The organism is Vulcanisaeta souniana JCM 11219 (genome assembly GCF_026000775.1).
In the GTDB taxonomy this organism is placed as follows: Archaea; Thermoproteota; Thermoprotei; order Thermoproteales; family Thermocladiaceae; genus Vulcanisaeta; species Vulcanisaeta souniana.
Map to the genome: position 1 here is coordinate 2,224,770 of NZ_AP026830.1, position 23,847 is coordinate 2,248,616.

Sequence of the window (23,847 nt, forward strand, 5' to 3'; positions counted from 1 at the left end):
TTTAATCCGGGAGTACCTTATCAATGGGTATTAATCTATCTCTCCAATCCGACACTAGTTCCAGTACTAGCATGGTCTCGGTCTGCGCAATGTCTGGATGTGTGGGTAGGTAATTAATCAGGAAGTAACTGAGTTGCCTGAGGTCCTTGGCCCAAACCTTAAGTAGAAGGTCGTAGTGGCCGGTTATTACGTAGGCCTCCTCAATCCAGGGAAGCCTCGGATCCTCGTCACTGTCCTTAAGTATCCTCTCCACAAGAACCACCTGGGCAGACTTACCACCACTGGGCGCACTTCTCCTAACACTAATCAACACATAGGCAAGTAATGAGAAGCCAACCTTAAGCGGATCGATCACAGCTCTGTATGAAGTTATTACCTTATCGTCCTCGAGCCTAGCCAACCTGGTGGCTACGGTAGTCCTCGGCCTATTTAGGATCTCGGCCAACTTACTTAATTGTAATCTACCGTCTTTCTGAACCTCCTTGAGTATTTCCTTATCCAGCTTATCTATTATTGTCATTGTTGGGCAATTAGTTTTTCCTTGTTTTAATTTTTCTGTTATTATGAAGAATAATTATTTTTTAAAGATTTAATTAAATGAGAATGCTTCATTATGCAGGTGACCAGCTAATCTTGTATTTAGCCTTCCAGTCATTAAACTCCTTCTTTTCAGCATCGCTTAGTGCCTTACTGAACCTGTACCAGTTGGCCTTGCCCTTGGCTGAGTCCGGAGCCTCACTGGTCTTCCATATGCAGTTCACTGGGCATACTGGTACGCAGCTGAAGTCGTCCTTACACATGTCCCATATTAGTCTCGCCTTACCGTTCTCGTCAAGTTCCAACGCTTGGTATGGGCATACGCTCACGCATGCACCACAACCGATGCAGATGTCTTGGTCAACAACAACCTTCTGGAATGGTCCTGTCTTCTCTGCCATACGGAATTAAGTCCCTAATTGGGGTCTTAATAACTATTACTATTGATACTGCATGAACGTAAGTATGAACATAGAGTATCAATTGATAAATAGAGTAAGTATTATACCCTAAAAAGTCTGGAGAAGTTGTTGGCAATTGATTCCCAAAGATTATCAATACCAACGCCCTTCAACTGGGCCACGATATTGGCTGCTTCCTTAACCATGGGAGGCTCAAGGGTAATACCCCTATACTCATATGGTCCATCGCTTTCAAGGAGGATCATGTCAAGCGGCGTCTCCCTAGCCACAACCCTGGACTTCTCCTGAACCTTTATTGCTGCATTAATCGATATGTAATAACCATAATCCCTAATCTCCTGAATCAGGTTAAGAGGACCCGTGTACCAATGGAACAACGCTCCATCCACATCAGCCCTCCTAACAATCTCAAGGACATCCACCCAAGCATCAGGCGCATGGATATTAAGCGGCAGACCATAATCTCTAGCCCAATTAACGAACACTCGAAAGAACTCAACCTGTCTACTGAAGGTCTGGGGAACAAATCTCCTATCAAGTCCAACCTCACCAATGCACCTAGCCTCAGATATTAGCTTATCAAGCTGCTTCAGCTCATCAAGTCCAACCTTATCCACATTCCAGGGATGAATACCAATACAAGGCACGATATTCTCATAGGTATTTGCTAAATCAATGGTTCTCTTTGACGATGGGTAGTCATCAGAGACCGCAGTAATGGTGATTTCCCTCACAAACTCAGCAATTCTACTATCCAAAAACTCATGTAGGTGTGTATGAGCATCGTAAAGCATCAGCATCATGAAAACACTTGTATATTAAAGAATTATTGCTATTGTTCGACCCTGAGTATTTTAGGCTTTGCCTCTGTAACATCTTCATTCCTGCCAATAATAACATACCTAATGGACTTAGCCAAGGGCTTAGTTTCACCGATATAGACAACATCACCGGGTTTAATATCGATGCATGGAGGAGCCCTAACATGAATTTTTTTCCTTCTCCTTTCATATCTCTTATACTTAGGGTTGTAGTGTAACCATTCATGAACAACAGTGGCTGATCTACCACGAATACTTTCAACGGTAACAGTAAAGACCTGGCCCCTGACGCTCAGATGACCATGCCAGGGGCACTCAGGGTCATTACAAACCTTCCTAGGTGGCAAAAGCCAGGGAATACCAACATGCCTAACCCTAACAAACTCACCATTAGGCAACTGAACCTCCTCACCAGGCCTAGGCCTCTCAGGCAACTCCTTAACAATGACCTCAACCATCAAGCCATGAACAAAGGACCCCTTTAAAACAATTTCTTTTGAGAGGTAACACAAAGACTTAAATATACAAATGCCACAAGATAGAAGGAAGTCCCAGAGAGGACCGAGGCGGTCCCCAATGAATACGGACGGACGAGCCGCGGGGATTACGAACATCCCTCCATCACCATTCTAGAACCTATCAAAAGGTATTACTAAGTTACAAACTATGCATCGCGTATTGATGGATTAATACGATTAAACACGTAATCACATTGATAAGACAATGATCCAGCATTAAACTATATTGATTAGCTTACACATGCGAAAATAATGATACCTCATTAACTAATTATTACCACCTTCCCATACTTACATGAATATGACGTTGGATTTTCGTAGTAGTTCGTAGCGTTAAGTATGAAGCCGAAGGTCGGTATTCCAAAGGCCTTAGATGCCACCATAACGGATATGTAAAGGTTCGTGCCCTCAGCAATACCAAGCAACTCTAGTTGAGTATTTGTGATGGTGGTGCTCGATGATGGCGGTATAATACTTGCTATCCCAAGCCCTGTTGCCACAATACCCGCTATTATACTGTATGGTGAAGGCGTCGCAAGTGACGCAATACCTGCTGCTAATGACCCAATGCCCGTACCCAATTGAGCTGTGCTTATGGCGTACTTAATCCCACCAAGAGTAATATAGTATATTGTCCCTAACGTACCGGTCGTATTGTAGACTGGACCATTGCACATGCTGAGTTGTTCAGCTCCAATTAGCGGATTAGGTGTAAAGCTCGCATAATCAATTACCGAGGATGCATTCAGAACTGGATAACCAATTAACCCCTTAGATACTGCAATGGCGCCGTAGTATAACGTGCTGATTGGGCCATTACCATAATCAACACCATATGTTAACTGTTCCTGCCTAGGCACGTAGAGAATTTCTGAAACAGTCGCTGAACCTAGATACCACGTGTAGCCAGTCGTTACATCTACATACCAGGCATCATATTTAACCAACGCCCACGTACCACCGTACGCCCAATAAAGTGATCCAGGACCTTGCGTTGAAGACATATTTATCGATATAGCTAGCGTCCACGACTCGCCCGTGCTATAAGATGTGCCTGTATCCCCATAGTTAGTTGCCAGAGCATCCCAGGAAACCGTACCACTATAGTAAACACCCAAGTAAGTTAATAATTTATTATCGTACTGCCTAACAGATTTATCCCACGTGACCCAGGCTAGTGGTAGTGTTCCGTTTATGCCTAGGCATGTTGATTCCGGTATGAATTCATAGGGCAAAGGCATGTAGATCTCCGGCTGAGGACCACTAACAGAACAATTATAAAGCACATAACCACCATAAGAACCAAAGACCTGAGGGTCAATCTCTCCTGTCGAATTAATTTTCATCTGAATAACCTTAAAGGGTTTTATCGTATTTACGTTAATGTTTATGGAGACCACTATGTACCTTGGTACTGCCGGGTTCATTGGAGCAACTTTAACGTCTCTGGCGGCTAAGACCCAACCGACGTTGTATGGTATAATTATTGGCACGACCCACGAATCATTACCGCTTATGTACGTTACGAATACTAGAAGTGACGTATTGTAGTCATTAACCGGCATTCCAGTGCCCAACCACTTATTGATTATAAATGACCATGCACTCTCATTGAAGGGTAGTGTGATTACACTGCCGTATGTGTGCTTCATTGGTGTGACTCCGTTGGGTAGGTTTGCGTAGATGCTTACGAATGCGTTTACTGGCTTTATTGTTGAGCCATTTATTACGTAAACCCTAATTACAATGCCGGGCGCCATCGATGGTAATGACTCGTAGTAGGATATTACACCGTTGTTCACCTTAATTGACTGTATTGGCGTGGGTTGTGCCTGTGCGGTGTTTAATAATAAAATTAGGATTGATATTATGGATAGAGTAAGTATGATTAATACCAGTGCTCTTACGTATTTTACTTGAGCCATAATCATCATTTATGATGAATTTCTTGGATTTTTTACTCTGGTGTTCATTTAAAATATGCCTGCTCTCTACATTCAGCGTCTCATTGATTTCCACTTAACAGTGAATACTGGAATAATCCTTATTAAGCCACTAAGTGCCCATGCCTCAGTATGGCAGGTGTTGGTATTTGCAGGTGGTGATGGTAAGAATGTTTTTCCTAGTGTAGTTGATTTCATAAATGGTTTTTACCCAACGCCCCTCGTTAGGCTTGACCGCTTTGGTGATGTCTGGGCGAAGCTGGAGTTTTTCAATCCACTTAGTAGGAGTATTAAGGATAGGACCGTGCAGTTCCTGCTTCGTAAATACTTAGATAGTGATTTGCGTGGCCGTTTTGTCTTTGAGGCCTCCTCAGGTAATGTTGCAATTTCTCTGGCAGCCCTGGCTAATGCTTATGGGTTTAAGTACAGGGCTTATGTCACGAAGCATTTACCTGAGACCACGGAGATGCTTCTCAAGGTCTTGGGCGCTGAGGTTGTTAGGGTTGATAGAGAGATGATTGATGAGGAGTTTTGGCATTGGGTTAGTGAGGAGGCGGCTAAAAATGAGGCAATTAATCTTAATCAGTTTGAGAATGTTGATAATCCCGAGGGTCATTACCATGTTACTGGCGAGGAAATCGTCAGGCAATTCAGAAGTATTGGTAAGGTACCCAGGGTATTAATTGCAGGTATTGGCACTGGTGGGCATATAACCGGTATCGCCAAGAGGCTTAGGGATGAGTTTGGCAGTATTTATGTCGTTGGTGTTGAGCCTGCGGCGAGTAGCGCAATACCCGGCATAAAGAGGCTTGAGTCTGGGACTAGGTGGGTTCGTGAGGTTGTTAATGAAGTTGTTGATGTTAGTCTTGAGGAGGCTGTTAGAGGTGTCATTACTGTGGCCAGGGGTACGGGTTTACTCGTAGGCCTTAGCAGTGGTGCTGTTTTTCAAGCCTTCCTAAGGGTTAGGGAGAGGTTTGGTGATGTGACTTACCTATTGATCTTCCCTGACGATATTTATAAGTACGTAAGTATCATTAGTCGTTTCGTGAATCCTACGTAGGTTTAGTAAAAGTTTTAATGTACTGTTTAAATAAAAACCTGGTAGGACTTTTTAACCTGTACACGTATACGTGATATGATGACTGGCAGGTACAAAGTCTTCATAAACAGGAAAATGGGTAGGATCCTAGTCAGTGGTAAGTCTGAGGACTTATCGCTCATTAAGGAGGGTTGGAGAATAATTTATGAGGACAATGATTGGAAAAATGCCTTTGAGTTCGCAAGGGATTATGCAGATAAGCACGATTATGTGCTTGAGTGGTACCTTGAAGAGGAAAGTGAGGTTTTAAAGGATGCCATGGTTAATTAAAATCACTTAACACGTTCCCTATCAACCCTCTTAATAACATCGATTATTATGTTCACAGCCTTCTCGGCCAACTCCATGGGTATGTTTAGCGGTGGCGCGATCCTAATCGTGGACTTACCCGCGCTTATCACAGCAACACCCCTCTTGAAGGATTCATAGAGTACTTGCTCAAGTTCCTTGGTCGCATACTCCTTAGTTTTTCTGTTCCTAACTAACTCAACACCAATCATTAATCCCAAGCCTCTTACATCGCCAATTAACTCCACGTGGTCCATCTCTTCCATAAATCTTCTCCTAATGTACTCGCCAACCCTCTGGGCGTTCGTCATTAGGTCCTCATCAAGTATTACATTGATTACCTCGACGCCTGCTGCCAGCGCCACTGGATTTCCTCCAAAGGTATTTGCATGGGAACCCCTGGGCAGGTCCATGATGCTTGCCCTACCTACAATGGCGCCAAGCGGTAGTCCAGCGGCTATTGCCTTGGCCATGGCTATTAGATCAGGCTCAACACCCCAGTGTTGTATTGCGAACCACTTACCCGTCCTGCCGAAACCCGCCTGCACCTCGTCGTCGACTAGGAGTATTCCGTACTTATCAGTGATCTTCCTCAAACCAGGGAAGAAGTTCCTCGGTGGAACTACATAACCACCCTCGCCCTGTATTGGCTCAAAGAATATTGCAGAGATTTCACTTGGATCAACCATTTTATTGAATATCCAGTCCTCCAGGTAACCAAGGACTGCCTCGCCGCACTCCTCTTCGCCTAGGTTCCTTCCGAAGGGGCATCTGTATGGGTATGGATATGGTATGTGGACTACGTTTGGCATCATTGGGTTAAATCCAAGTCTCTGCACTGGCTTGCTTGCAGTTAATGCCATAGAGCCGTATGTCCTTCCATGAAATGCCCCTAGGAAGGCTATAACGTATGGTCTCTGGTTCCTGAAATGACCGCGTACGATCTTTATTGAGCCCTCTATGGACTCAGTACCGGAGTTTGTATAAAAGACTCTCTTATCGCCACTTATTGGTGTAATGCCTTTAAGCATGGATGCGTGTTTTACAATTAATTCGTAGTAGAAGTCCGTCATGCTGTAATGCGTAAAGAATTCTGCTTGTTTCCTAATTGCCTCAATGATCCTTGGGTGGCTGTGGCCTACGTTCATTACGGCTATACCCGCATTGAAGTCTATGTATAGGTTGCCGTCGACATCCTCAACGACAGGTCCGTAACCCCGCTGAATAACCAGTGGGTACCACCGGCCGAAGGACTGCATTATCAGTGACTCATCCATTTTTATTACCTCCTGGGCCTTGGGCCCTGGTGGTTCAACGAGAATCTTGGGCACATTACCAGGGTCTATTGACCAATACCACTTGGGTGGCATTGAGTATGCGGTTTTTATCTGATTAATAAATTCTTCTTTATAGGCCTTTGGCATTAATAGTTAGATAAATAAGCTATATTTATAGTAATAAGGGCTACTTAGTAGTTAATAGCCTGAGTCCAGCCACGGTAGGCGTGACCACAGCTCTACCATCAGGCAAGTACCTAATCCTAACCAGGTTCATATTTGATGCCCTAATTAATGCCTTTGTCACATCATTCTTCGAGGTCCCAGTCGACTGTGATACCATGTCTATTAATGAGCTCATTGTAGTGAAGCCAAGTTCATTAACGGATCTCAGGATCTCCATCTCAATATCGCTCATACCCACTGCAACAGACTCAAAGTTATTCCTCGCAATACCCAACCTAATTCCTGTAATTAGCATCTCAGAACTATTTCCATTACTTATTCTTACTAACTTGCCAAAGGTCTCCTGAGGCACTGCCGTTGATGTTATTATTAATTCATCAAATACGCCTAGATCACGGGGCAGTCGATTAGTCATAACGTAAACATTACCGGCCCCCCTCACTTCCTGTAGGACGTCCTTGATTTCATCAATGAAGTCAGCGACGAGGATCATGGAGCCCCTAATACCGTTTGTTGCACTATATGCAAGTATGGCTGCAGTCACCAGAGACCTCAATGGTTCAACTAGGGGCATGTCCACGCAGCCCCTACCTATGGGCTTCCAAATGCCGAGGGTGTTCATGATTCTCATGAAGAAGTAGAGCCGTGCAGCATCATAGTCTATGTAAGTTTCAAGAATGTAGTTGATCGCATCATGGAGTCTTGATGAGTTAATTAAGGCATCAAGCAGTAGCCTTGAGTCATCATCCCTTAATTCAAGTATCTTACTCCATAACAGCGCTATTCTTGAGTTGATACCGGGGCTTAAGTCCATGTCAATGCCAATACCGCCATTGCCCTGGCAAATCATTGATACCCACCAGTCATTATTCGGCAGTATATTGCGGACTAGGTAATCGAGTCCCAGGGAACCATGCACCAGCGTTAGCATTGGATCATTTTTCTTACATCGTTGTAAAAGATTAATGATTAAAAATAAATGATTCGATTAATGTGAGGAATTTTTAAATTAGCGATTTATGCGGTTTTGGGTATCAATGGCGAGGAGTGTAAGGACCCTGGCTGTATTCGCATCGTTACTGGCACTATTGAGTAGTTTCACGTATAACATAGCCATTACCAGAAAGATACCCACGGTTGGACTGGGATTATTATCACTGCTGAACGCTGCAGCTGCTTTCTCAGCACTACCAACGGCCTTGATAGGATTTACATACCCAAGGTTGACCGCTAGGGATAAGGGACTGAACATTAAGGCAGCCCTAGGTGTTTCATCAATACTATACCTAGTAACCCTAGCCTTAACAGCAGGATACCTAATCAGCGTCTGGTCAGAGATGGGTAACTACGCATTGCTGATATTCACAATAGCAACTCTTTCTGAGGTGACAGTATATCTGCAAACCGTAACTAACTCAGTACTCATGGTTAAGGACAGGAGTAGGTTCATAATAACCTCCATTATTCAATCAATAATGAAATTCATGTTCATACCAGTAATAATGTTCATGGGTTGGACGATCGCTGCCGTGCTCTGGTCCTCATTCTTCATAGCCATCATACCATCAGTATACGCCTTCCTCTATACACTGAGGTTTCATGTCGATGTACATAATGTTCGTAGATACCTCAGGGAGGTCATTAACTCCTCCTGGGTTCCGTTAATGGGCTATGCCATTAACTCCTTTAGATCCCTCGATGCAATGTTCATCGGCATCTTTGGATACGCCCAGCTGGGTGTTTGGTACGTGATCTTCATCCTCAGTAAGCCCTTTGGTTATGGTAATGCCATTGTCAATGTTACGTATGGAGAATTGCTTGAACGTAACAGACTCAGCATAATATATAGGGACCTACTAATAATACTATTCATCACCACATACGCTGCACTGGCACTAACCCTTTTCCCCAGCGTTTACCTAAACCTAATTAGGCCTGGCATGAGAGGTGAATTTAGCCTGTTGGTACTACCCATCGTCCTGCTGGCCATAAATAGTGTGTTGGGCAATGTTAATCAATTCATTAGTAATGTGATGCAGGGCATTGATAAGAGGGACATAGAGGGTAATAGCGAGATAAGGCCCGGCGTTTATCTGAGGAGCTTAGTACTGCATACGCATTTAGCGGAGCTTATGTTCACGATCGTCTACCTATCAACAATGATCCCACTAATACTCCTATTCAAGGGCCTTGGTTTTGTATATTATGCCGTAATTGGCGCGTTGATATCCTCATTACTAGCCAACCTAGTGGCATTGGGCTTTAGATTCACTAAGTTCGGTGTCTTCAGGACCGTGTTCAAGGGTAGGGATTTCCTTATTGACTATGTGGCGCCATTAATAGCATCAATAGCCATACTAATACCCATAACACGCATTATTAGGTTCACCCTTTATTCGAGCGTTATAATTTCACTGGTACAGGCCCTAATAGTGTCTGTTATAACCCTGGCAGTTTATGCGGGCATATCAATGCTTATATCGAGAAATGTTAGGATAATGATTACGATTTTAATTAGGAGAATGCTAGGGGCGGTCACGATTTCTCAACCCTAATGACTTGGGGGACCCACTTCCAGGACAGGGCGGCGTAAATAATGTACAACAGTAATGCATTGAAGAATGCAAAAACAACAAGACTTCCATAGAGCAACCCAGGTTCTACAGATACAAGTTGCAATAATGCGTTTAATTGGGGCGTCAACAATGTGGAAACCTTAAGCGTATCAGCCACTTGCAGTGTAAACTGCAGTCCATAGGCCTTAACCAATACCGGCACAGCAGATAGGGGCGGTACAATGGCATATGGCAAGTGGGCAAGTCCGTTCATTACCTCTGCACTGACCATAAGCAGGAGCACCAGGACCAACTTGAGGGCTGAGATGGGTCTATTAATGAACTTTAGGGATAGAGTTATTAGTATTAATAGTATTGCGCCTAGGGCTACGTCCATGTAGAATACGCCAGTCAGCATCATTGTCGGTTCATAGACTGGGTATAGACTTGAGGGCAGGTATGCAGGTGGCTTGCCGAATATTGACCAAGCAACCGTTGGGGAGTATAGGTATACCTCGTATAGGTATAGCCCGGCGAATACCGCATAGAGTACACCGAACACTAGGCTTACCCAATTGCTAATCCTGTAACCCGTTAATCTATACTCGCTTCTATCCACGGCATACCTCCAACCAAATATGGAGTTCATGAGGACTCCCGTCATGGCGATTGCACCAAAGAGTGTGGCGAGGAATAGCGGGATATATGTTGGGTTCAGGAATACCTGGGACCAATTAATGCCCAGTGTGAATCCAACAATTGATGTCTCATCCTTAAACACCTCAACACCCGCTGGGTAGTTTATGAAGGCGAACACTAGCCTAAACATGGCTGGTATGACTGTGAGAGCTATCGCCATACCATAGCCAATTGCCACATGTTTCACTGGGCTGACTCTGCCGAAACTTCTGTAGTAGAAGCCTATGAAGGGCAGGGCTATGGCTACGCCAAAGGCTATTGCGATACCCCACACTGGCCATAATAGGGCTCCGGCTATGTTTGTGAATATAGGTAGTAACCCAGCGAGGAATACGGTTATTATTGTACCGAAGAGACCGCCAATCGCGTAAACAGTGATCAAGTAATTAGCCATGTTATGGGCCAACTCAACATAGACCTGCCTATTACGCCTATGACCAATCAACTCAAGCGTTGGTAATAACCACCCCAGGCCAAGCACTGTGTAAACCAGCGGCAGGTGTACTGAGAAGGCCCAGGCGATTAGGCCCACGGCTATGTCTGTTGCCGAGACCATACCTATCACCTCAATACTCCACCACCTTGACCTCTTCACGCCTTGGTGACCTCCTTAGGTATAGGTATACCATGAACACCGCCAGTGATGGCATTGCAACCTCAACAATAAGCACCAACACGGCTAACCAAACTGGGAAATAAAGCGTTGGGTTCAACAAACCACTTGGTCCAACCGGTACGCCAGTAATTACCGGCGGACCACCACTTGGATTGGAGCTAACTTGAACAAGTATGAATGGGTACCTACCAGACTCTGCAGATACTGCGCCGCCGATTGATGCGAAGGCCGCAAAGAATGGCATTAGGTAAATGCCGCTCTTCTCGAAGAAGTTCGCCAAGGCCCTAGCCCAACCAAAACGACCAAAGAAGTTTGGGAATAAGTACCATAGCGATAAGGCACCGCTCCATATACCAAGCAGTACCCCGAATATAACCATGAATACCCAGTAGAAGACAAATACAAAGGAGGGCGGCCTAACATCAGCTGGCCAACTGAAGTAGCCCCAGAACGCGTGGTTAAACGATCCATAGGCTAGGAAACTCGTCAAAGGATCAACCTTGAGACCGTTCCAGAACATGCCCTCGAGAGCTGCCAACTTAAGTGGATCATCCTGTAAAACGAGCTCGCCCTGCAGATGCCCAATTACGAAGCCCTGTATTGCCGTTAGTACGGCTACCGTTGGCACCAGGATCTTAAGCATCATTAACCTCTCGGGTTTCCTATCACGTATGTATAGATACAGGTATATCGCAGCTATTATCGACCAGGTAAGTATTACTACGGCCAGTATGCCGTGGAATATGAATACGTTCGCGCCCCACCAAAACACGTTCCAAGCATCTATTGGTGAGGCCCACTTAATTACGTAATCCGTTAAGCCAACAACGCTCTGTCCAGTGGCTTGGTATAGGTTTACCACCTCGAGGCCTGGTGGCCTCATGCTCAGTGACGCCATGACGGCAAGGATATTATAGGCGCTGTAGTAGCCGCCAAGCGCTGCCACTATGCCTATTACCCAGTGCAGTGCTTGGTTTCTTATCTTATTCCACGTGAATACATAGAGCGGCAGTATTATCACCTCAATGAGGAAGGCAAATAACTCAAGGTAAAACGGTAATACTATTGCCTCGCCGATCAGTGATATGAAGTTGCTCCATAATGTGACCAAGCCGAACTCAACCAATGTACCGAAGGCCGCACCAACGCCAAAGAATATTGTTGATATTACAGAGAAAGTCCTAGCCGTATCATACCAGAATTGATTGCGGCTCCTTATGTAAAGGAACTCCGCAACTATTGCCAGGAGTATAGTGCCGAGGAAGCTTGATGCAATGGCCAGGTGGGCCAGTATACCGACTGCGGACACGACTCTAACATCCGTTGGTGCACCAAGTGTGGGTTGGTCCATCATTATATTATTAATAATTCTATAAGCTTATATACTGATAAGGGATTTATAATTCCCCAGGCATTATGCTATGTATGTTCATTGAAAATAACAGCATTTATTAATAATAAAATGTATAATTATCTATGCAATTGAGTATAAATTGTTCAATTCCTAAGGAACTGCCTAGCCGCAATTATCAACGGATCCCAGACCTGGGTCACAGCAGGTAGATAGGCCAGGTCGTTCATGAATAGGTCCTCAACGGTAGAGCCCCTAGCCATCAATGCAGCTAATACATCGATTTTACCAAGGACATAGGAACCATCATCACCAAGTACCTGGGCGCCCATAACTCTCATGCTGTCCTCATCGACTATTAATTTTATCGTTACATAACCACCGCCAGGGTAGTACCTAGCCTTGGTCCTCGCCGTTATTATCGCGACCTTTGCCCTAAACCCATGTCTCACTGCTTCCTGTGTTGTCAAGCCAGTGCTCGCTATGTATAGGTTCATGAACTTGGTCATTGATGTACCAACAACCCCTGGAAAAACCATGGATCTGCCGGCTATATTACTACCGGCAACGAACCCCATCTTATTAGCAGTGGTCCCGAGGGGATGCCAATAGGGCTTGCCCGTTATTAAGTTCCTGGTCTCGGCAATATCACCTGCAGCATAGACGTTATCAATGCTCGTCCTCATATGGACATCAACCCAAACAGCCCCGGTCTCACCAATGCGTAGATTAAGTTGCCTGGCGAGTTCCACATTTGGCCTTACACCTGTCGCCAGTACTACAGCATCAACCACATACCTACCACCATCCGTGATTATCACTTGCTTACCACCCTGGTTATTTACCTCAAGTACCCTTTCGTTCAATTGCAGTTTTACACCATGCTTAATTAATTCGTTCTTAACGATATTACCAACATCCTCATCCAGGGACCTACGCAGTGGATAACTTGATCTACCAATCATTATCACATCCTTGCCCCTAAACCTAAGCGCTTCAGCTACCTCAATACCCACATAACCAGTACCAATAATGCCAATGGTACCCGCGGAGTATAATGCGTCCCTCAATTTTAATGCATCGGCTGGGTGATGAACCGTGAACACACGATTACCCATAATTGGTATACTGGGTATGGAGGGCACGGATCCCGTTGCAAGCACCAGATAATCCCAATCAATCTTGTTCCCCCTATTGGTCCTTACATAGTTCCAACCAACCTCAATGACCGCCTCATTAAGCCTAACGTCAATACCCCTGGTACTCCTAAAGTAATCCGGTGCGTAGTGCATGAGTAATTCGTAATTATCAAACAAGCCCTCTAGGTAATAGGGTATTCCACAGGGTGCGTGACTAACCATGTTACTGCCTTCAAGCACTACTACATCGACGTCGCGCTTCAGCCTCTTTATTCTTGATGCAGCGCTCATCCCAGCGGCTCCACCACCAATTATCACCGCCCTCATGATTACAAATCAAGAGGAAGAAAAATTAAATTATTCCTGTGTCATCCTGTAGATTGATTATTAATGAGCAATGACGGCAGCGAGGGCTTGCTCAGGGTAATAGACATGATGAGGGAGCTGGAGAGGTACCTGGCTATTCTCTACAGTATTGCGGCCTTCGGCATCAAGGACCCATACATAAGCGCTGTTATGAGGAAGATAAGCATTGAATCAGCAATGCACAACTACATACTCACCATGCTGAAGCCCCTGATCCACGAGTGCCCACCAAAGAATGTACTTGATATTGAGACCCTGGTCTCCCTACAGGGAAATATCGAGGAAGCAATAACGCATACAAAATCATTAATAGACTTCATGGATTCCATGGTGAAGACAAACAATGACATAACCAGCTCAGTTGTGGATAAATTAACCGAGCTTGAGAATTACGAGGAGAGTGCCGTAAAGATATACAGCTTTCTGCTCAGGAGTTACCTACCAATAACGAGCACCAGGGTGGACTCTAAGTACCGTGTGTCCTCAAAACTCATTGTTAAGCTACTAAAGAGTATATCTGACGATGAGAAGCACCACAATGAATTACTGCAATCCGTTAGAGAATTAATAATGGAAAGAAAGTAGGTCCACTTGGTGGCTTCATTGTTATCTACGACACCGTAAGAAATTAAAGGTCTCCAGTACGTGCATTACCGTGGATAAACCAAGGCCCTTCCTTAGGGAATCCACAGGGCTTGTTAGGGAGATTGGTCCATGGGCAGCCCTGCTCATGAATACGGCATTCATGGCCTTTCAATCGGGTTTCATATTACTGGTTTCAAGTATGTTCAATTTCCCAAGAGGAAATCCAATAACTGCAATAATAATCGGCGCAGCCCTGTTCCTGCCGTTCACAATACTACTCAATAGGGTTGGTGTGACGTATTACAGGACAGCCAGTGACTACGTATTCGTAACGAGGAACTTACACCCATCCATAGGTTTCGCATCAATGTTCATGTTCATCATAGACCAAATGTTCTTTAACGCCGTACTAACAAGCCTAGGCATAATCACAGGATTAGCGCCTGCTGTAATGGCAATGGGAATTTCAGACCGCTCGGCGGTTCTCACGGGTCTTGGCAATGCATTAATGAATGATCCACTGATGATCTTCCTAACCAGCGCCATGATCCTGATGATCCTCATACTGATTAACGCGCTATCAGCAAAGGCAGGCAAGTACCTCGCATCCGCAATCTCCCTTTTCGGCATAGCAACATATGTGCTAACAATAATACTATTCTACGCATACACCCCGCAAATAATTAACGCAATTAACCTCGTCGTCCCAAACCTACTGAACCAGGCAACTGTGGTGTCGAGGGAGTTGCCGAGTTATGGGTCAATTACGGATACAATCTACCTAATACCCTACCTGGCCTACGTGTTTCCGTTCGTGAACTTCATACTATCCGTTGGTGGCGAGGTCAGGAGGGGTAGCGCAATACCACTTGCGGTCTTCGGAACCTACGTAATAAGCACCCTATTCCTGGCATTTGGCGTTTGGGCAGTGATGGCCTCACTGGGTACCAGTGCACTGAATGGATTATTCGCAATATACTACGGTGTTGCCAGCGGTACCTCCTGGCCAAGTTCATTACCACCACCATACCCACAAGCCCTCCTAATACTGGCTGTTAGGAACCCGGTGTTCCAGTGGCTATTAGCCATTGGTTCATTTACCTGGTACATCAACGTGGTTTCAGTGCTAGTGATACAGATAGCCAGGTACCTACTTGCCCTGTCATTCGATAGGGTGTTGCCATCGATCTTCGCATATGTAAGCCCGAGGACACGCACACCCGTGATCGCCCACGTGACTGACCTGGCAATAACCCTGATAATAATGTATCTATATAACTTCAGTGTTGTTCCGTTGCTGTCGGCCACCATGGACGTGAGCACCCTAGTCACGATCTTCATGTACTTCATGATAATTACAATAACAGCAATAGCCCTTGGCCTAAGGTCGAGAAAAATGGGCACTGCATTACTCGGTATGTACACAACAGCATTATTCTCCTGGATAGCCTATGAGGAAATAGTGAACCCAATGGACTATCTATTCGTACAATCAATAAATATCTACATAATAGGCTTCTTTGTGGCAATATTTCTAACGGGCCTGGTAATTTACTACGTAATGCGACTATACAGGTTAAGCAGAGAGGGCATAGACATAAACGTACTGTTCAGGGAAATACCGCCAGAGTGATTAATTGACCTCCATTGAAAAGACGTCAATTATCCTATTACTCCTTATCCTGATCACGGTCTCCAACGGCCCATCCCTAACTACCACAGTTATCATACCATTCTCATAATCAATAAACGAAGCTTTCCACTCATAATTAAGTTCCATTATCTCACCATTCTTCCAAACGCCAATAACCTTGGGATCAACATGGACTATGGATAAGCCGTCATTAATCCGACACCTCCTCTTAACAAGCTTTACGAAGTACCCAAAGCCGCTTGCCACCAAGGTCTCTCCACTACACCTCATGGATTCACCTGTGTACTCGCCATAGACTTCCCGTTAAAGCCCACGTGGCGCTTTTAAAGACTTCCTATCCAAGGGAAGAGTTAATCAAAAGACCTATATAATGCCCAGGCCCGGTTATTACTAAGGTGCGAATAAACCCAGCACTATGCATTAGATGCAGGGGGGAATACAACCTATGCGGTCTATCCTACTGTCCGGTCCTCACAGAGTTACGTACAAGACACATACTCAGGGGCGTAACTAACAGGGATCGCATTGACGGATCATCACCGCCAAGCGTATTCATTGGCCGCGTTGGTTACCCAAGGGTCAATGTATATCCAGCGACGCCACCTGTTCATGGTGATACGAGTAGCCTTGAGGACCCAAGGGCTTGGATGGGCATGAGACTGGAGGACTTCCTATCAAGTAGGTTATCCCTGGTAAGAGGTTCTGTGAGGGTTAGGGTTGAGGATGCAAGGAATCCGCCGAGGACTCTTCATGATGTTCAAGTAATGGTGTTATCAGGGAAACCCGTGGATTCCGAACTAGTGCTTAAGAAGCCAGTTAGTGGTAGGTATGTGCTTGATGAGCATGCGCCGCCCTTTGGTCCATCATCACCACTACAGAAATTACGCGTGAATACATTGCCGCCACCACCAAGGATTGTTGATAGGGTTCATAGTGATACGGACCTAAATGCCACAGAGGCCATACTGACGCTGTACTATCATGGCATTGACGTTCATCACATATCAAGGCTATTAAGCGTTGGCGCCCTCGGTGTTGGTAAGAGGAGGAGACTAGTGCCGACTAGGTGGTCTATAACAGCAGTTGATAAGCAAGTCTCCGATAAACTACTCAATGAAGTTCGTGATTACCCACTTATAAGTGAGTACAGAGTTTACGTGAGGAAGTTTAAGGACAACACGTTCATAGGCATACTGGCACCCCATACCTGGCTTTACGAGTGGGCTGAGGCCTGGTGGCCCGGCTCAACGTGGAACATGTGGGGTGGCGAAACAGCCCTAGAGCTTGATTATGAGGGTTACTGGGGACGCGATGACTATCCATCAATAGGCGGTTGCTACTACGCGGCCAGGATAGCCGTACTTGAGGCATTACACTCAATACGTAGACAGGCGGCTGTCATACTATGGCGCGAGATCTACCCAGGCTTCAACCTGCCAATTGGTGTCTGGTGGGTTAGGGAGAATATTAGGGCTATGCTTAGTGGGCCATACGAGAGGTTTCATGACCTACATGACGCCCTCAAGTATGTTACCGGTTTCCTCAAGTTACCAATAAGTACCTGGGTATCCAAATCATATGTAATAAGGATGCTAACTAGGCAGTCAAGTATAGTTGATTGGCTGGGGTAGGCAAATGGCAGGTACAGTCGGGTTAGGCAACGTGGTTGTCAAGGAAATAAGGGTTAAGACCGCACTATCCAGGTCAGGACTGCCTGAGTACGACTACGCACTAAACCCATACCTAGGTTGTCAGCATGGCTGTATTTATTGCTACGCCATGGATTTCACCAGGAGCGAGCCAGGGAGAAGGTGGGGCGAGATAGTTTACGTAAAAGCCAACTTAATATATGCCCTCACGAAGGACATAAGGAAACTTAAGCCAGGCATTGTCGGCGTGTCCACAATAACCGACCCATACCAACCCGTGGAGTCCAGGTATAAGTTAACCAGGAGAGCCATTGAGTTACTATGTAATGCTGGTTATCACGTTAGCGTACAAACGAAGTCAGCATTAATCATTAGGGACCTGGACATAATAAGTAAGTGCGGCAAGTCGGTAGACGTGGGTCTCACAATAACCACAATGAGGAATACGTACAGAGCCGTAGAGCCCATGGCCGCACACCCAACGGCAAGGGCATCAGCACTTAGAAGGATCGCCAGTTTGGGTATTAAGACCTGGATATTCCTAGGCCCAGTGATACCCGGCGTAAACGATAAAGTGGAGGATTACGAACCAGTAATACGCCTGGCCAAGGAAACAAATTCACAGGTAATAATTGATAGGTTCAGGCCAAGACCAGTCGTAATTAAGTTCATGAGCAGGAAGTTAAACCCCATATACCCGGCGACCAGGGACTGGTGGAGTGAAACCCTGAACTCAATAATGAGACTGTGCAGGGAGTACGGCGTTAATTGCATCACGGCAGAGGATGAGTGGGAAATAAATCGAAAACGAGAGAAATAATAGGTTAATGCAGGAAGATTTAGATAAAGTGTAATAATTAGCAGTATAGGTGAGCGTGGTTAAAATTGATAATAGACTACCAGGGGGACTTGCCAAATATGGCTCAGTGATCATAATTGATGTTGGCGAATACTTCATCGGCATCCCAATACCTAAGGTTCCATTGACATCAACGTTAGGCATTATCAAAAAGTGAGGAAGCTGATAAATTAACTATTATGTGTTGTGAATGAATACTTCAGTGGGATGTTGCTAAATAAAGAGTTTTTGATGCGCATATGATAAGACGGTAGGATTATCGAGAATTGGCCCTAGGGGTTTCGTTTAGTGTTGTGCACTTAGAAACCTTTATTAATTAAGTCGTTGATTTTTATTTGGCGATTAAGTGGCTCAGTCAGGGAATGAGGAGCAAATAATTAGGGAGATAATGAATGCTTTGTCAGGTTCTGCGCGTTATATGGCTGATGAGATCAGGAGTACCTTTTCTAGGTATGTGGATATTTACAGGGGTGTCTCTGGTTTTGAGACTCAGCAGGTTAGTCTTGGTACTGTGGAGAATAGTAAGAGGATCTTCTTGATTCAGTCCTCGGTTACGGAACCGAATTACGACTCAGGTAATTACCTGGTGAACGCATTCAAGGGTTTCTTTAGTATTGATGAAAATTTCTACCCAACATACCTAATGGGTGGTATTGAGTGCTATATGCAGTCATCACCAAGTGAACCCACTGGGATTAAGGTTGGCGGTTCCATGGTTTCGATCTATAACGGAGTTGAGAACGTTGAGGATAAGGACATGGGACAAGTGGTTTGTGCAAAGAAGGCTAGTATTAGGTTCTCAGACAACGTTAATGGCGAGGTAACCGCAAACCCAAGTGACCTATTCAAGGCAGCACTGGATGTTTTGAACAATGTTAGGGGTAAGTTTAACAATATGCGTGATGATTTCGTGAATACATACGGCTTCGAACCAGGCGACATAACGCTAACGGGTAACGAGGTTATGCTAAGTACCTTATTCGACCTTAACATGTCAAGCACAATGAGGGACTACATACAGAGGGTTTTCTCGAGTATTGTTCCTGGACAAACCCCTGAACTAGTGGGGTTGGGGTTACTGTGTGGTGCTCAGCCTGACCTAGTGTTCTCATACGATGATGCAGAGAGAATACTGGTGCTCGGTCATCCGCACAAGGTTAGTTCAGGGGATTGCCTTAAGTACTCAATAATCAAGTACATGTGATTTTATTGAATCATAAAAATCACTGACTTAAAATCTCACCATTCCTCTCCTTAATTGCGTTCATCAGAAAATTAATTACCCTGTTAATCTCGTTCTCAGCAGCTTTCTCGTCCTCTGAACTCACGTATACATGGATCTCGACAAGTGGTGACCTAATCTCGTGACCCTTGGGATGGCTCTTAATGTAGACCCTGTTGCTCATTTTCATGCCTCTCTCGATTATTGGAGCCAGGTCAGCCTCGGGAACACCCTTCACGGTTATTGATCTTTCAACAAAGTGAAGTCTAGGTCCTATCTCGCGTAGTTTCGGCTCTACGTAGTTTTCGAATATGCCCATCATCTCCGCGGGCACGCCGGGTAGCGCAATTATTACCGTATTGCTCTCCTCAACCCAGATACCCGGCGCAGTGCCAACGGGGTTTGGAATTGGTTTCGCGCCCTCAGGCATCTTCGCCTGTTTAAGCCTTGGTTCCGTTAATTCCAGCCCCTTCGTCCTGAAGGTCTCTGTGACGAGCTTCAGTGCATCATCATTAACAACGTACCTTCTGTTGAGGGCCTTGGCGAGGTACTCACTCGTCCTATCATCAAATGTTGGTCCTAAACCACCTGTGGAAATAACAACCCTAATGCTCCTCCTAATAGCATCCCTGAATACCTCAACCTCGTCCTCCTCATTGTCGGGGATTGCTATTATCCTTCTGACATCATAGCCAAGGAGCGTTAATTTCTTGGCAAGCCAGGTGGCGTTTGTATTCACGGTCTTTCCAATCAACAATTCATTGCCTATGGATATGATCCAGGCCGTATAACTCATTGTTTTCCTAGTTTTATCACTTATTAAATTGCTTTTTGTGATTGGTTAACGAGGGTATATTAATAAATGAGTCAACTTAATTAGTGGGTGGTTTTAGGTATGAGAAGGTTTGCAATCATAATCCTGGATTTAGATGATATTCACCCAGGCGAGGAGGATAAGGCCAGGATTGTGAAGATGATTGAGGAGTCCCTACAGTGGTGGCATGGTTACTTGGGTCATAGTGACAGGTTAGAGTTTGATAAGTGGAAGGTTTACTACATGGAGTTCGGTGACGAATTAATGGTTGCCAGGGTACTCAATGCCCTTGGTAAGTTCAGGGAGTACATAAAGGGAGAGATATGACGCCTCCCTGAGGATTACTCCACCTTGGATTCCTCATAACCACAGTTTGTGCAGTGCAGTACGTACTTAATGGCGTACCTTCCATCAACCTGGACAAGGGCCTTGTCAGTGATGATCATCCTATGGAGACAACGCGGACATGTATAACTACCCCTATAGCCATGCTTACCCAGTATTCGCCTCACGGCATATAGGCTGATACCCAGCTTGGTGGATATCGCCCTCTGGCTTAACCCCTCCGTGTATAGCTTAAGGACCTCCTCAATGACGTCCCTTGGCATTAGATCAACCTTAGAAACCACCTTGCCCTCCGTCCTAAGTCTCTCCATTGCAGCCTTGGTCCTCTGTCTAATGAATTCCCTCTCCATGGATGCTACAAAGGCCAGGACGGTCCTAAGGAACTGCCTGTAGGCGCCATCAAGGTTCTGAAGCACTGACTCCTTTTCACTAGTACTAACTATGAGTAAGCCAAGCCTGTTTTCTACGATATCCAACAACCTGAAGAGTTCCTGGAAGTTCCTAACGAGTCTTGAGGTTTCATAAACCAGTAAGACCATGGGCCTTGGGCTCAATGTGCCGCTTTCCACGTCCTTAACCAATTCCCTGAATGCCGGCCTGTCCATGATCGGAGAGGCACCGCTGATTGCCTCGTCAATGTAGAGCTTCAGTATTTGGAATCCCCTGGATTCACTCCAACGCTTTAGATACTCCACTTGGTTTGCTGGATCCTGCATTTCCGTGGAAACCCTAACGTAGGCTATTGCTGGTATCACTTCGTTGATTATTGGATGGTTGCGTTTTTAAATGATGCGTAGGGGTATTATTGTTTTCATAATTATAAATAATATAAATAATAATGCTTAAAAAACATAGCCTATTTAGGTTGTGAATGGTTCGGGTATTAATAACGGACTCCGTGGACGAATACATAATCAATGGTTTAAAAAGCCGCGGTATTGACATTGATTATAGGCCTGGGATAAGCAGGGAGGATTTACTTAAGGTCGTCCCTGGTTATGAGGCCCTGATAGTTAGGGGTAGGACCAAGGTCACTAGGGATGTTATTGATGCAGCCAGTAGGTTGAGGGTCATAGCCAGGGCTGGCGTTGGGCTTGACAATATTGATGTTGAATATGCCAAGGCAAGGGGTATTGAGGTTATTAATGCACCCGAGGGTTCAACGCAGTCCGTTGCCGAGTTAACCATTGGTTTGATGATTGCAGCTGCAAGGCTTGTATCGCTTCAGGATAGGTTGATCAAGGGTGGTGAGTGGCCCAAGGGCAAGTACATGGGTATTGAATTGTTTGGTAAGACGCTCGGTATTATTGGCTTTGGCAGGATTGGGCAGAGGGTTGCTGAGTTGGCTGGCGCGATTGGCATGAGGGTTATTGCATATGATGTAGTTGACATTGGGGATAGGGCATCGAAGCTTGGCGTTGATACAGTAGGCTTTGAGGAATTACTGAAGAGGAGTGACTTCATTGCGATTCACGTATCCCTAACACCAAGCGCCAGGCATTTGATTGGTGAGAGGGAGCTTCAGCTAATGAAGGATGGGGTAGTGATAGTTAATGCATCGAGAGGTGAGGTAATAGACACAAAGGCATTACTTAAGGCCATTAATGATGGTAAGGTGGCTGCGGCAGCGCTTGACGTACTTGAGAATGAGCCGCCGAAGGAACCATGGGAAATAGAACTAGTAATGCACCCGAGGGTCATTGTAACGCCGCACATCGGCGCAGAGACCAGGGAAGCACAGAGGAAAATCGCAGAGATACTGGTTGATAAGCTAGTGAATTACCTGCAGAGGATCAATGCATGAACGGTAATTAATTTCTATTAATGTTCAAATTATACAATAAGGGGATCTGACTACCTGTATCGCTCTGCAGGCATAATACAAGGTATAGAATTGTTGCCTTTTTATTTTCGTTTTTGTTCTCAACAATTAAGTTTATATTAAACGGGAAACCTAACGGTCCCAATATGGCAAGTATTGATGATATAGTGAATAAACTGCTCAATACTGCTAGGGAGTTAGGTATTACTGCGGAGGTTGATGAGTATGGCCGTGAGAAGATCGTAATACTAAACCTAGCCGAGGACTTTAGTATCTATGTCTCTGTGGTTTGTAATAATGAGTGTGACGTTGAGTATGCTATTGGTGATGATAACTTCATATTTAAGCCAAAGCAACTTGACTTCCTCAAAAGATCTGTGGAGATCATTGAAAGTATTAATAATGAGATTATTAAATCACCTTGATTTAATCTTCACTTGACCTGGGATAACTTGTGGTAACCTATTATTGCATATATGTCTGCAATGAGCGTTAATATTGCTCCTACGAGTATTATAGTCAGTAGCGCCCCAAGCCAGTACCACCTTGATGCATTATTAAACTCATTCATACCGCTTGACCTGCCCAATTCCGCGTAGGCGTTTCTCCAGAAGTACCCGCTTATTACCATGAATATGTAGAAGACTATGAAAAATACGATTATGGAAGTAACAGCCCCAATGGTGCTGTAGGATATTGATGAGAGTAGGGATAGGGAACCCACCAATGTGAATGTTGCGATTGCCACGCCAATTATTGAAAATACCACTGCGTAAATGGCGTTTCTCCAAATACCTTCATTACCATAGTCGTGAGATAACTTATAAAGTGCAATCAAAACCATTATGAGTCCTACAAAGTCGATATAGGGTATTAGCGCCAATATGCCGCCGATGAAACCAATAGTACCGGCTGACCTAATATCTTCCTGGGAACTCATACTAAACATGTATATGTCCTGGTGTTTTATTAATTTTATCTTTTCAAAAATTGAGCATTATGATAAAGTAACTCTCTAAGTATTAACAAGAATAATTATTATAAATAGATTTATCATATACGGTTGTATCAATTCAATTC

General features: G+C 44.8%; 26 protein-coding genes. 12 read left to right on the forward strand and 14 right to left on the reverse strand.

Annotated elements, in window-relative coordinates; genetic code table 11:
- Nucleotide 1: 1 nt before the first annotated feature.
- The 5 genes from Vsou_RS12120 to Vsou_RS12140 all read right to left on the reverse strand — a co-directional run bounded on the left by Vsou_RS12120 (nt 2) and on the right by Vsou_RS12140 (nt 4,229).
- The gene (locus Vsou_RS12120) at nt 2–520 is read right to left on the reverse strand and encodes an Lrp/AsnC family transcriptional regulator (RefSeq protein WP_188603095.1); all 519 of its coding nucleotides are present in this window, start codon (nt 518–520) and stop codon (nt 2–4) included.
- 91 nt (nt 521–611) lie between these two features.
- Nucleotides 612–938, reverse strand: a complete 327-nt coding sequence (locus Vsou_RS12125) for a 4Fe-4S dicluster domain-containing protein (protein WP_054843634.1) — start codon at nt 936–938, stop codon at nt 612–614.
- A gap of 101 nt (nt 939–1,039) precedes the next feature.
- A complete protein-coding gene (locus Vsou_RS12130; protein WP_188603096.1) occupies nt 1,040–1,753 on the reverse strand; it encodes a TatD family hydrolase in 714 nt (237 codons plus the stop codon).
- A 38-nt stretch (nt 1,754–1,791) separates the two neighbouring features.
- Nucleotides 1,792–2,238: a 30S ribosomal protein S17 gene (locus Vsou_RS12135; RefSeq protein WP_188603097.1), complete on the reverse strand. Its 447-nt coding sequence runs from the start codon at nt 2,236–2,238 to the stop codon at nt 1,792–1,794.
- Nucleotides 2,239–2,561: 323 nt separating this feature from the next.
- The gene (locus Vsou_RS12140) at nt 2,562–4,229 is read right to left on the reverse strand and encodes a hypothetical protein (RefSeq protein WP_188603098.1); all 1,668 of its coding nucleotides are present in this window, start codon (nt 4,227–4,229) and stop codon (nt 2,562–2,564) included.
- A gap of 49 nt (nt 4,230–4,278) precedes the next feature.
- Between Vsou_RS12140 and Vsou_RS12145 the strand changes: the two genes are divergently transcribed.
- Both Vsou_RS12145 and Vsou_RS12150 read left to right on the forward strand, forming a co-directional pair.
- The gene (locus tag Vsou_RS12145) at nt 4,279–5,301 is read left to right on the forward strand and encodes a PLP-dependent cysteine synthase family protein (RefSeq protein ID WP_229709785.1); all 1,023 of its coding nucleotides are present in this window, start codon (nt 4,279–4,281) and stop codon (nt 5,299–5,301) included.
- A gap of 78 nt (nt 5,302–5,379) precedes the next feature.
- Nucleotides 5,380–5,610 (forward strand): hypothetical protein, encoded by a 231-nt coding sequence (locus Vsou_RS12150; protein ID WP_308419818.1) that lies wholly within the window; start codon nt 5,380–5,382, stop codon nt 5,608–5,610.
- Nucleotides 5,611–5,612: 2 nt separating this feature from the next.
- On the opposite strand, the gene Vsou_RS12155 is transcribed toward Vsou_RS12150, so the two are convergent.
- Both Vsou_RS12155 and Vsou_RS12160 read right to left on the reverse strand, forming a co-directional pair.
- The gene (locus tag Vsou_RS12155) at nt 5,613–6,998 is read right to left on the reverse strand and encodes an acetyl ornithine aminotransferase family protein (RefSeq protein WP_188603099.1); all 1,386 of its coding nucleotides are present in this window, start codon (nt 6,996–6,998) and stop codon (nt 5,613–5,615) included.
- 94 nt (nt 6,999–7,092) lie between these two features.
- The gene (locus Vsou_RS12160) at nt 7,093–8,022 is read right to left on the reverse strand and encodes a hypothetical protein (protein WP_188603100.1); all 930 of its coding nucleotides are present in this window, start codon (nt 8,020–8,022) and stop codon (nt 7,093–7,095) included.
- A 106-nt stretch (nt 8,023–8,128) separates the two neighbouring features.
- Here Vsou_RS12160 and Vsou_RS12165 point away from each other — a divergent pair, with 106 nt between their 5' ends.
- Nucleotides 8,129–9,646 carry a hypothetical protein gene (locus tag Vsou_RS12165; RefSeq protein WP_188603101.1) on the forward strand — a complete coding sequence of 506 codons (1,518 nt, stop codon included), beginning with the start codon at nt 8,129–8,131 and terminating at the stop codon, nt 9,644–9,646.
- Here the strand turns inward: Vsou_RS12165 and Vsou_RS12170 are convergent.
- The 3 genes from Vsou_RS12170 to Vsou_RS12180 all read right to left on the reverse strand — a co-directional run bounded on the left by Vsou_RS12170 (nt 9,627) and on the right by Vsou_RS12180 (nt 13,778).
- A complete protein-coding gene (locus tag Vsou_RS12170; protein WP_188603102.1) occupies nt 9,627–10,901 on the reverse strand; it encodes a cytochrome ubiquinol oxidase subunit I in 1,275 nt (424 codons plus the stop codon). The genes Vsou_RS12165 and Vsou_RS12170 overlap by 20 nt on opposite strands.
- Before the next feature lie 10 nt (nt 10,902–10,911).
- On the reverse strand, nt 10,912–12,315 hold the full coding sequence (locus Vsou_RS12175) for a cytochrome ubiquinol oxidase subunit I (protein WP_188603103.1): 1,404 nt from the start codon (nt 12,313–12,315) through the stop codon (nt 10,912–10,914).
- Between the two features lie 143 nt (nt 12,316–12,458).
- A complete protein-coding gene (locus tag Vsou_RS12180) occupies nt 12,459–13,778 on the reverse strand; it encodes an FAD-dependent oxidoreductase (RefSeq protein ID WP_188603104.1) in 1,320 nt (439 codons plus the stop codon).
- A 63-nt stretch (nt 13,779–13,841) separates the two neighbouring features.
- Here Vsou_RS12180 and Vsou_RS12185 point away from each other — a divergent pair, with 63 nt between their 5' ends.
- Together Vsou_RS12185 and Vsou_RS12190 are read left to right on the forward strand one after the other, a co-directional pair.
- Entirely contained in the window at nt 13,842–14,402 is a 561-nt protein-coding gene (locus tag Vsou_RS12185) for a hypothetical protein (RefSeq protein WP_188603105.1), read from the forward strand.
- Nucleotides 14,403–14,472: 70 nt separating this feature from the next.
- A complete protein-coding gene (locus tag Vsou_RS12190) occupies nt 14,473–16,035 on the forward strand; it encodes an APC family permease (protein WP_188603106.1) in 1,563 nt (520 codons plus the stop codon).
- Here Vsou_RS12190 and Vsou_RS12195 read toward each other — a convergent pair whose 3' ends face one another.
- Nucleotides 16,036–16,326, reverse strand: a complete 291-nt coding sequence (locus Vsou_RS12195) for a hypothetical protein (protein ID WP_054843628.1) — start codon at nt 16,324–16,326, stop codon at nt 16,036–16,038. It abuts the gene before it with no gap.
- Nucleotides 16,327–16,451: 125 nt separating this feature from the next.
- Here Vsou_RS12195 and Vsou_RS12200 point away from each other — a divergent pair, with 125 nt between their 5' ends.
- The 4 genes from Vsou_RS12200 to Vsou_RS12215 all read left to right on the forward strand — a co-directional run bounded on the left by Vsou_RS12200 (nt 16,452) and on the right by Vsou_RS12215 (nt 19,768).
- Nucleotides 16,452–17,687 (forward strand): Nre family DNA repair protein, encoded by a 1,236-nt coding sequence (locus Vsou_RS12200; protein WP_188603107.1) that lies wholly within the window; start codon nt 16,452–16,454, stop codon nt 17,685–17,687.
- A gap of 4 nt (nt 17,688–17,691) precedes the next feature.
- Entirely contained in the window at nt 17,692–18,525 is an 834-nt protein-coding gene (locus Vsou_RS12205; RefSeq protein WP_188603108.1) for a radical SAM protein, read from the forward strand.
- A 49-nt stretch (nt 18,526–18,574) separates the two neighbouring features.
- The gene (locus Vsou_RS12210) at nt 18,575–18,721 is read left to right on the forward strand and encodes a hypothetical protein (RefSeq protein ID WP_188603109.1); all 147 of its coding nucleotides are present in this window, start codon (nt 18,575–18,577) and stop codon (nt 18,719–18,721) included.
- A 189-nt stretch (nt 18,722–18,910) separates the two neighbouring features.
- A complete protein-coding gene (locus Vsou_RS12215; RefSeq protein WP_188603110.1) occupies nt 18,911–19,768 on the forward strand; it encodes a hypothetical protein in 858 nt (285 codons plus the stop codon).
- Nucleotides 19,769–19,787: 19 nt separating this feature from the next.
- Here Vsou_RS12215 and Vsou_RS12220 read toward each other — a convergent pair whose 3' ends face one another.
- Nucleotides 19,788–20,582 (reverse strand): nicotinamide mononucleotide deamidase-related protein, encoded by a 795-nt coding sequence (locus Vsou_RS12220; RefSeq protein ID WP_188603111.1) that lies wholly within the window; start codon nt 20,580–20,582, stop codon nt 19,788–19,790.
- Between the two features lie 99 nt (nt 20,583–20,681).
- Between Vsou_RS12220 and Vsou_RS12225 the strand changes: the two genes are divergently transcribed.
- Entirely contained in the window at nt 20,682–20,927 is a 246-nt protein-coding gene (locus tag Vsou_RS12225; RefSeq protein WP_054843651.1) for a hypothetical protein, read from the forward strand.
- 14 nt (nt 20,928–20,941) lie between these two features.
- On the opposite strand, the gene Vsou_RS12230 is transcribed toward Vsou_RS12225, so the two are convergent.
- Nucleotides 20,942–21,700 carry a recombinase family protein gene (locus Vsou_RS12230; protein WP_188603112.1) on the reverse strand — a complete coding sequence of 253 codons (759 nt, stop codon included), beginning with the start codon at nt 21,698–21,700 and terminating at the stop codon, nt 20,942–20,944.
- A 116-nt stretch (nt 21,701–21,816) separates the two neighbouring features.
- Between Vsou_RS12230 and Vsou_RS12235 the strand changes: the two genes are divergently transcribed.
- Together Vsou_RS12235 and Vsou_RS12240 are read left to right on the forward strand one after the other, a co-directional pair.
- Complete coding sequence (locus Vsou_RS12235) at nt 21,817–22,749, forward strand: D-2-hydroxyacid dehydrogenase (RefSeq protein ID WP_188603113.1); 933 nt, start codon at nt 21,817–21,819, stop codon at nt 22,747–22,749.
- A 164-nt stretch (nt 22,750–22,913) separates the two neighbouring features.
- Complete coding sequence (locus Vsou_RS12240) at nt 22,914–23,192, forward strand: hypothetical protein (protein WP_054843624.1); 279 nt, start codon at nt 22,914–22,916, stop codon at nt 23,190–23,192.
- Nucleotides 23,193–23,200: 8 nt separating this feature from the next.
- Here the strand turns inward: Vsou_RS12240 and Vsou_RS12245 are convergent, their stop codons facing one another.
- The gene (locus tag Vsou_RS12245) at nt 23,201–23,707 is read right to left on the reverse strand and encodes a DUF996 domain-containing protein (protein ID WP_188603114.1); all 507 of its coding nucleotides are present in this window, start codon (nt 23,705–23,707) and stop codon (nt 23,201–23,203) included.
- Between the last annotated feature and the right edge of the window lie 140 nt (nt 23,708–23,847).

Excerpts from the sequence above, each read along its gene's own strand:
- Vsou_RS12175 (WP_188603103.1), bottom strand. The coding sequence starts at position 12,315 with ATGATGGACCAACCCACACTTGGTGCACCAACGGATGTTAGAGTCGTG.
- Vsou_RS12170 (WP_188603102.1), bottom strand. The coding sequence starts at position 10,901 with ATGGTCTCGGCAACAGACATAGCCGTGGGCCTAATCGCCTGGGCCTTC.
- Vsou_RS12120 (WP_188603095.1), bottom strand. The coding sequence starts at position 520 with ATGACAATAATAGATAAGCTGGATAAGGAAATACTCAAGGAGGTTCAG.
- Vsou_RS12180 (WP_188603104.1), bottom strand. The coding sequence starts at position 13,778 with ATGAGGGCGGTGATAATTGGTGGTGGAGCCGCTGGGATGAGCGCTGCA.
- Vsou_RS12205 (WP_188603108.1), top strand. The coding sequence starts at position 17,692 with ATGGCAGGTACAGTCGGGTTAGGCAACGTGGTTGTCAAGGAAATAAGG.
- Vsou_RS12185 (WP_188603105.1), top strand. The coding sequence starts at position 13,842 with ATGAGCAATGACGGCAGCGAGGGCTTGCTCAGGGTAATAGACATGATG.
- Vsou_RS12245 (WP_188603114.1), bottom strand. The coding sequence starts at position 23,707 with ATGAGTTCCCAGGAAGATATTAGGTCAGCCGGTACTATTGGTTTCATC.
- Vsou_RS12125 (WP_054843634.1), bottom strand. The coding sequence starts at position 938 with ATGGCAGAGAAGACAGGACCATTCCAGAAGGTTGTTGTTGACCAAGAC.
- Vsou_RS12150 (WP_308419818.1), top strand. The coding sequence starts at position 5,380 with ATGACTGGCAGGTACAAAGTCTTCATAAACAGGAAAATGGGTAGGATC.
- Vsou_RS12240 (WP_054843624.1), top strand. The coding sequence starts at position 22,914 with ATGGCAAGTATTGATGATATAGTGAATAAACTGCTCAATACTGCTAGG.
- Vsou_RS12165 (WP_188603101.1), top strand. The coding sequence starts at position 8,129 with ATGGCGAGGAGTGTAAGGACCCTGGCTGTATTCGCATCGTTACTGGCA.
- Vsou_RS12155 (WP_188603099.1), bottom strand. The coding sequence starts at position 6,998 with ATGCCACCCAAGTGGTATTGGTCAATAGACCCTGGTAATGTGCCCAAG.
- Vsou_RS12135 (WP_188603097.1), bottom strand. The coding sequence starts at position 2,238 with ATGGTTGAGGTCATTGTTAAGGAGTTGCCTGAGAGGCCTAGGCCTGGT.
- Vsou_RS12225 (WP_054843651.1), top strand. The coding sequence starts at position 20,682 with ATGAGAAGGTTTGCAATCATAATCCTGGATTTAGATGATATTCACCCA.
- Vsou_RS12160 (WP_188603100.1), bottom strand. The coding sequence starts at position 8,022 with ATGCTAACGCTGGTGCATGGTTCCCTGGGACTCGATTACCTAGTCCGC.
- Vsou_RS12220 (WP_188603111.1), bottom strand. The coding sequence starts at position 20,582 with ATGAGTTATACGGCCTGGATCATATCCATAGGCAATGAATTGTTGATT.
- Vsou_RS12140 (WP_188603098.1), bottom strand. The coding sequence starts at position 4,229 with ATGATTATGGCTCAAGTAAAATACGTAAGAGCACTGGTATTAATCATA.
- Vsou_RS12130 (WP_188603096.1), bottom strand. The coding sequence starts at position 1,753 with ATGCTTTACGATGCTCATACACACCTACATGAGTTTTTGGATAGTAGA.
- Vsou_RS12235 (WP_188603113.1), top strand. The coding sequence starts at position 21,817 with ATGGTTCGGGTATTAATAACGGACTCCGTGGACGAATACATAATCAAT.
- Vsou_RS12195 (WP_054843628.1), bottom strand. The coding sequence starts at position 16,326 with ATGAGGTGTAGTGGAGAGACCTTGGTGGCAAGCGGCTTTGGGTACTTC.
- Vsou_RS12145 (WP_229709785.1), top strand. The coding sequence starts at position 4,279 with ATGCCTGCTCTCTACATTCAGCGTCTCATTGATTTCCACTTAACAGTG.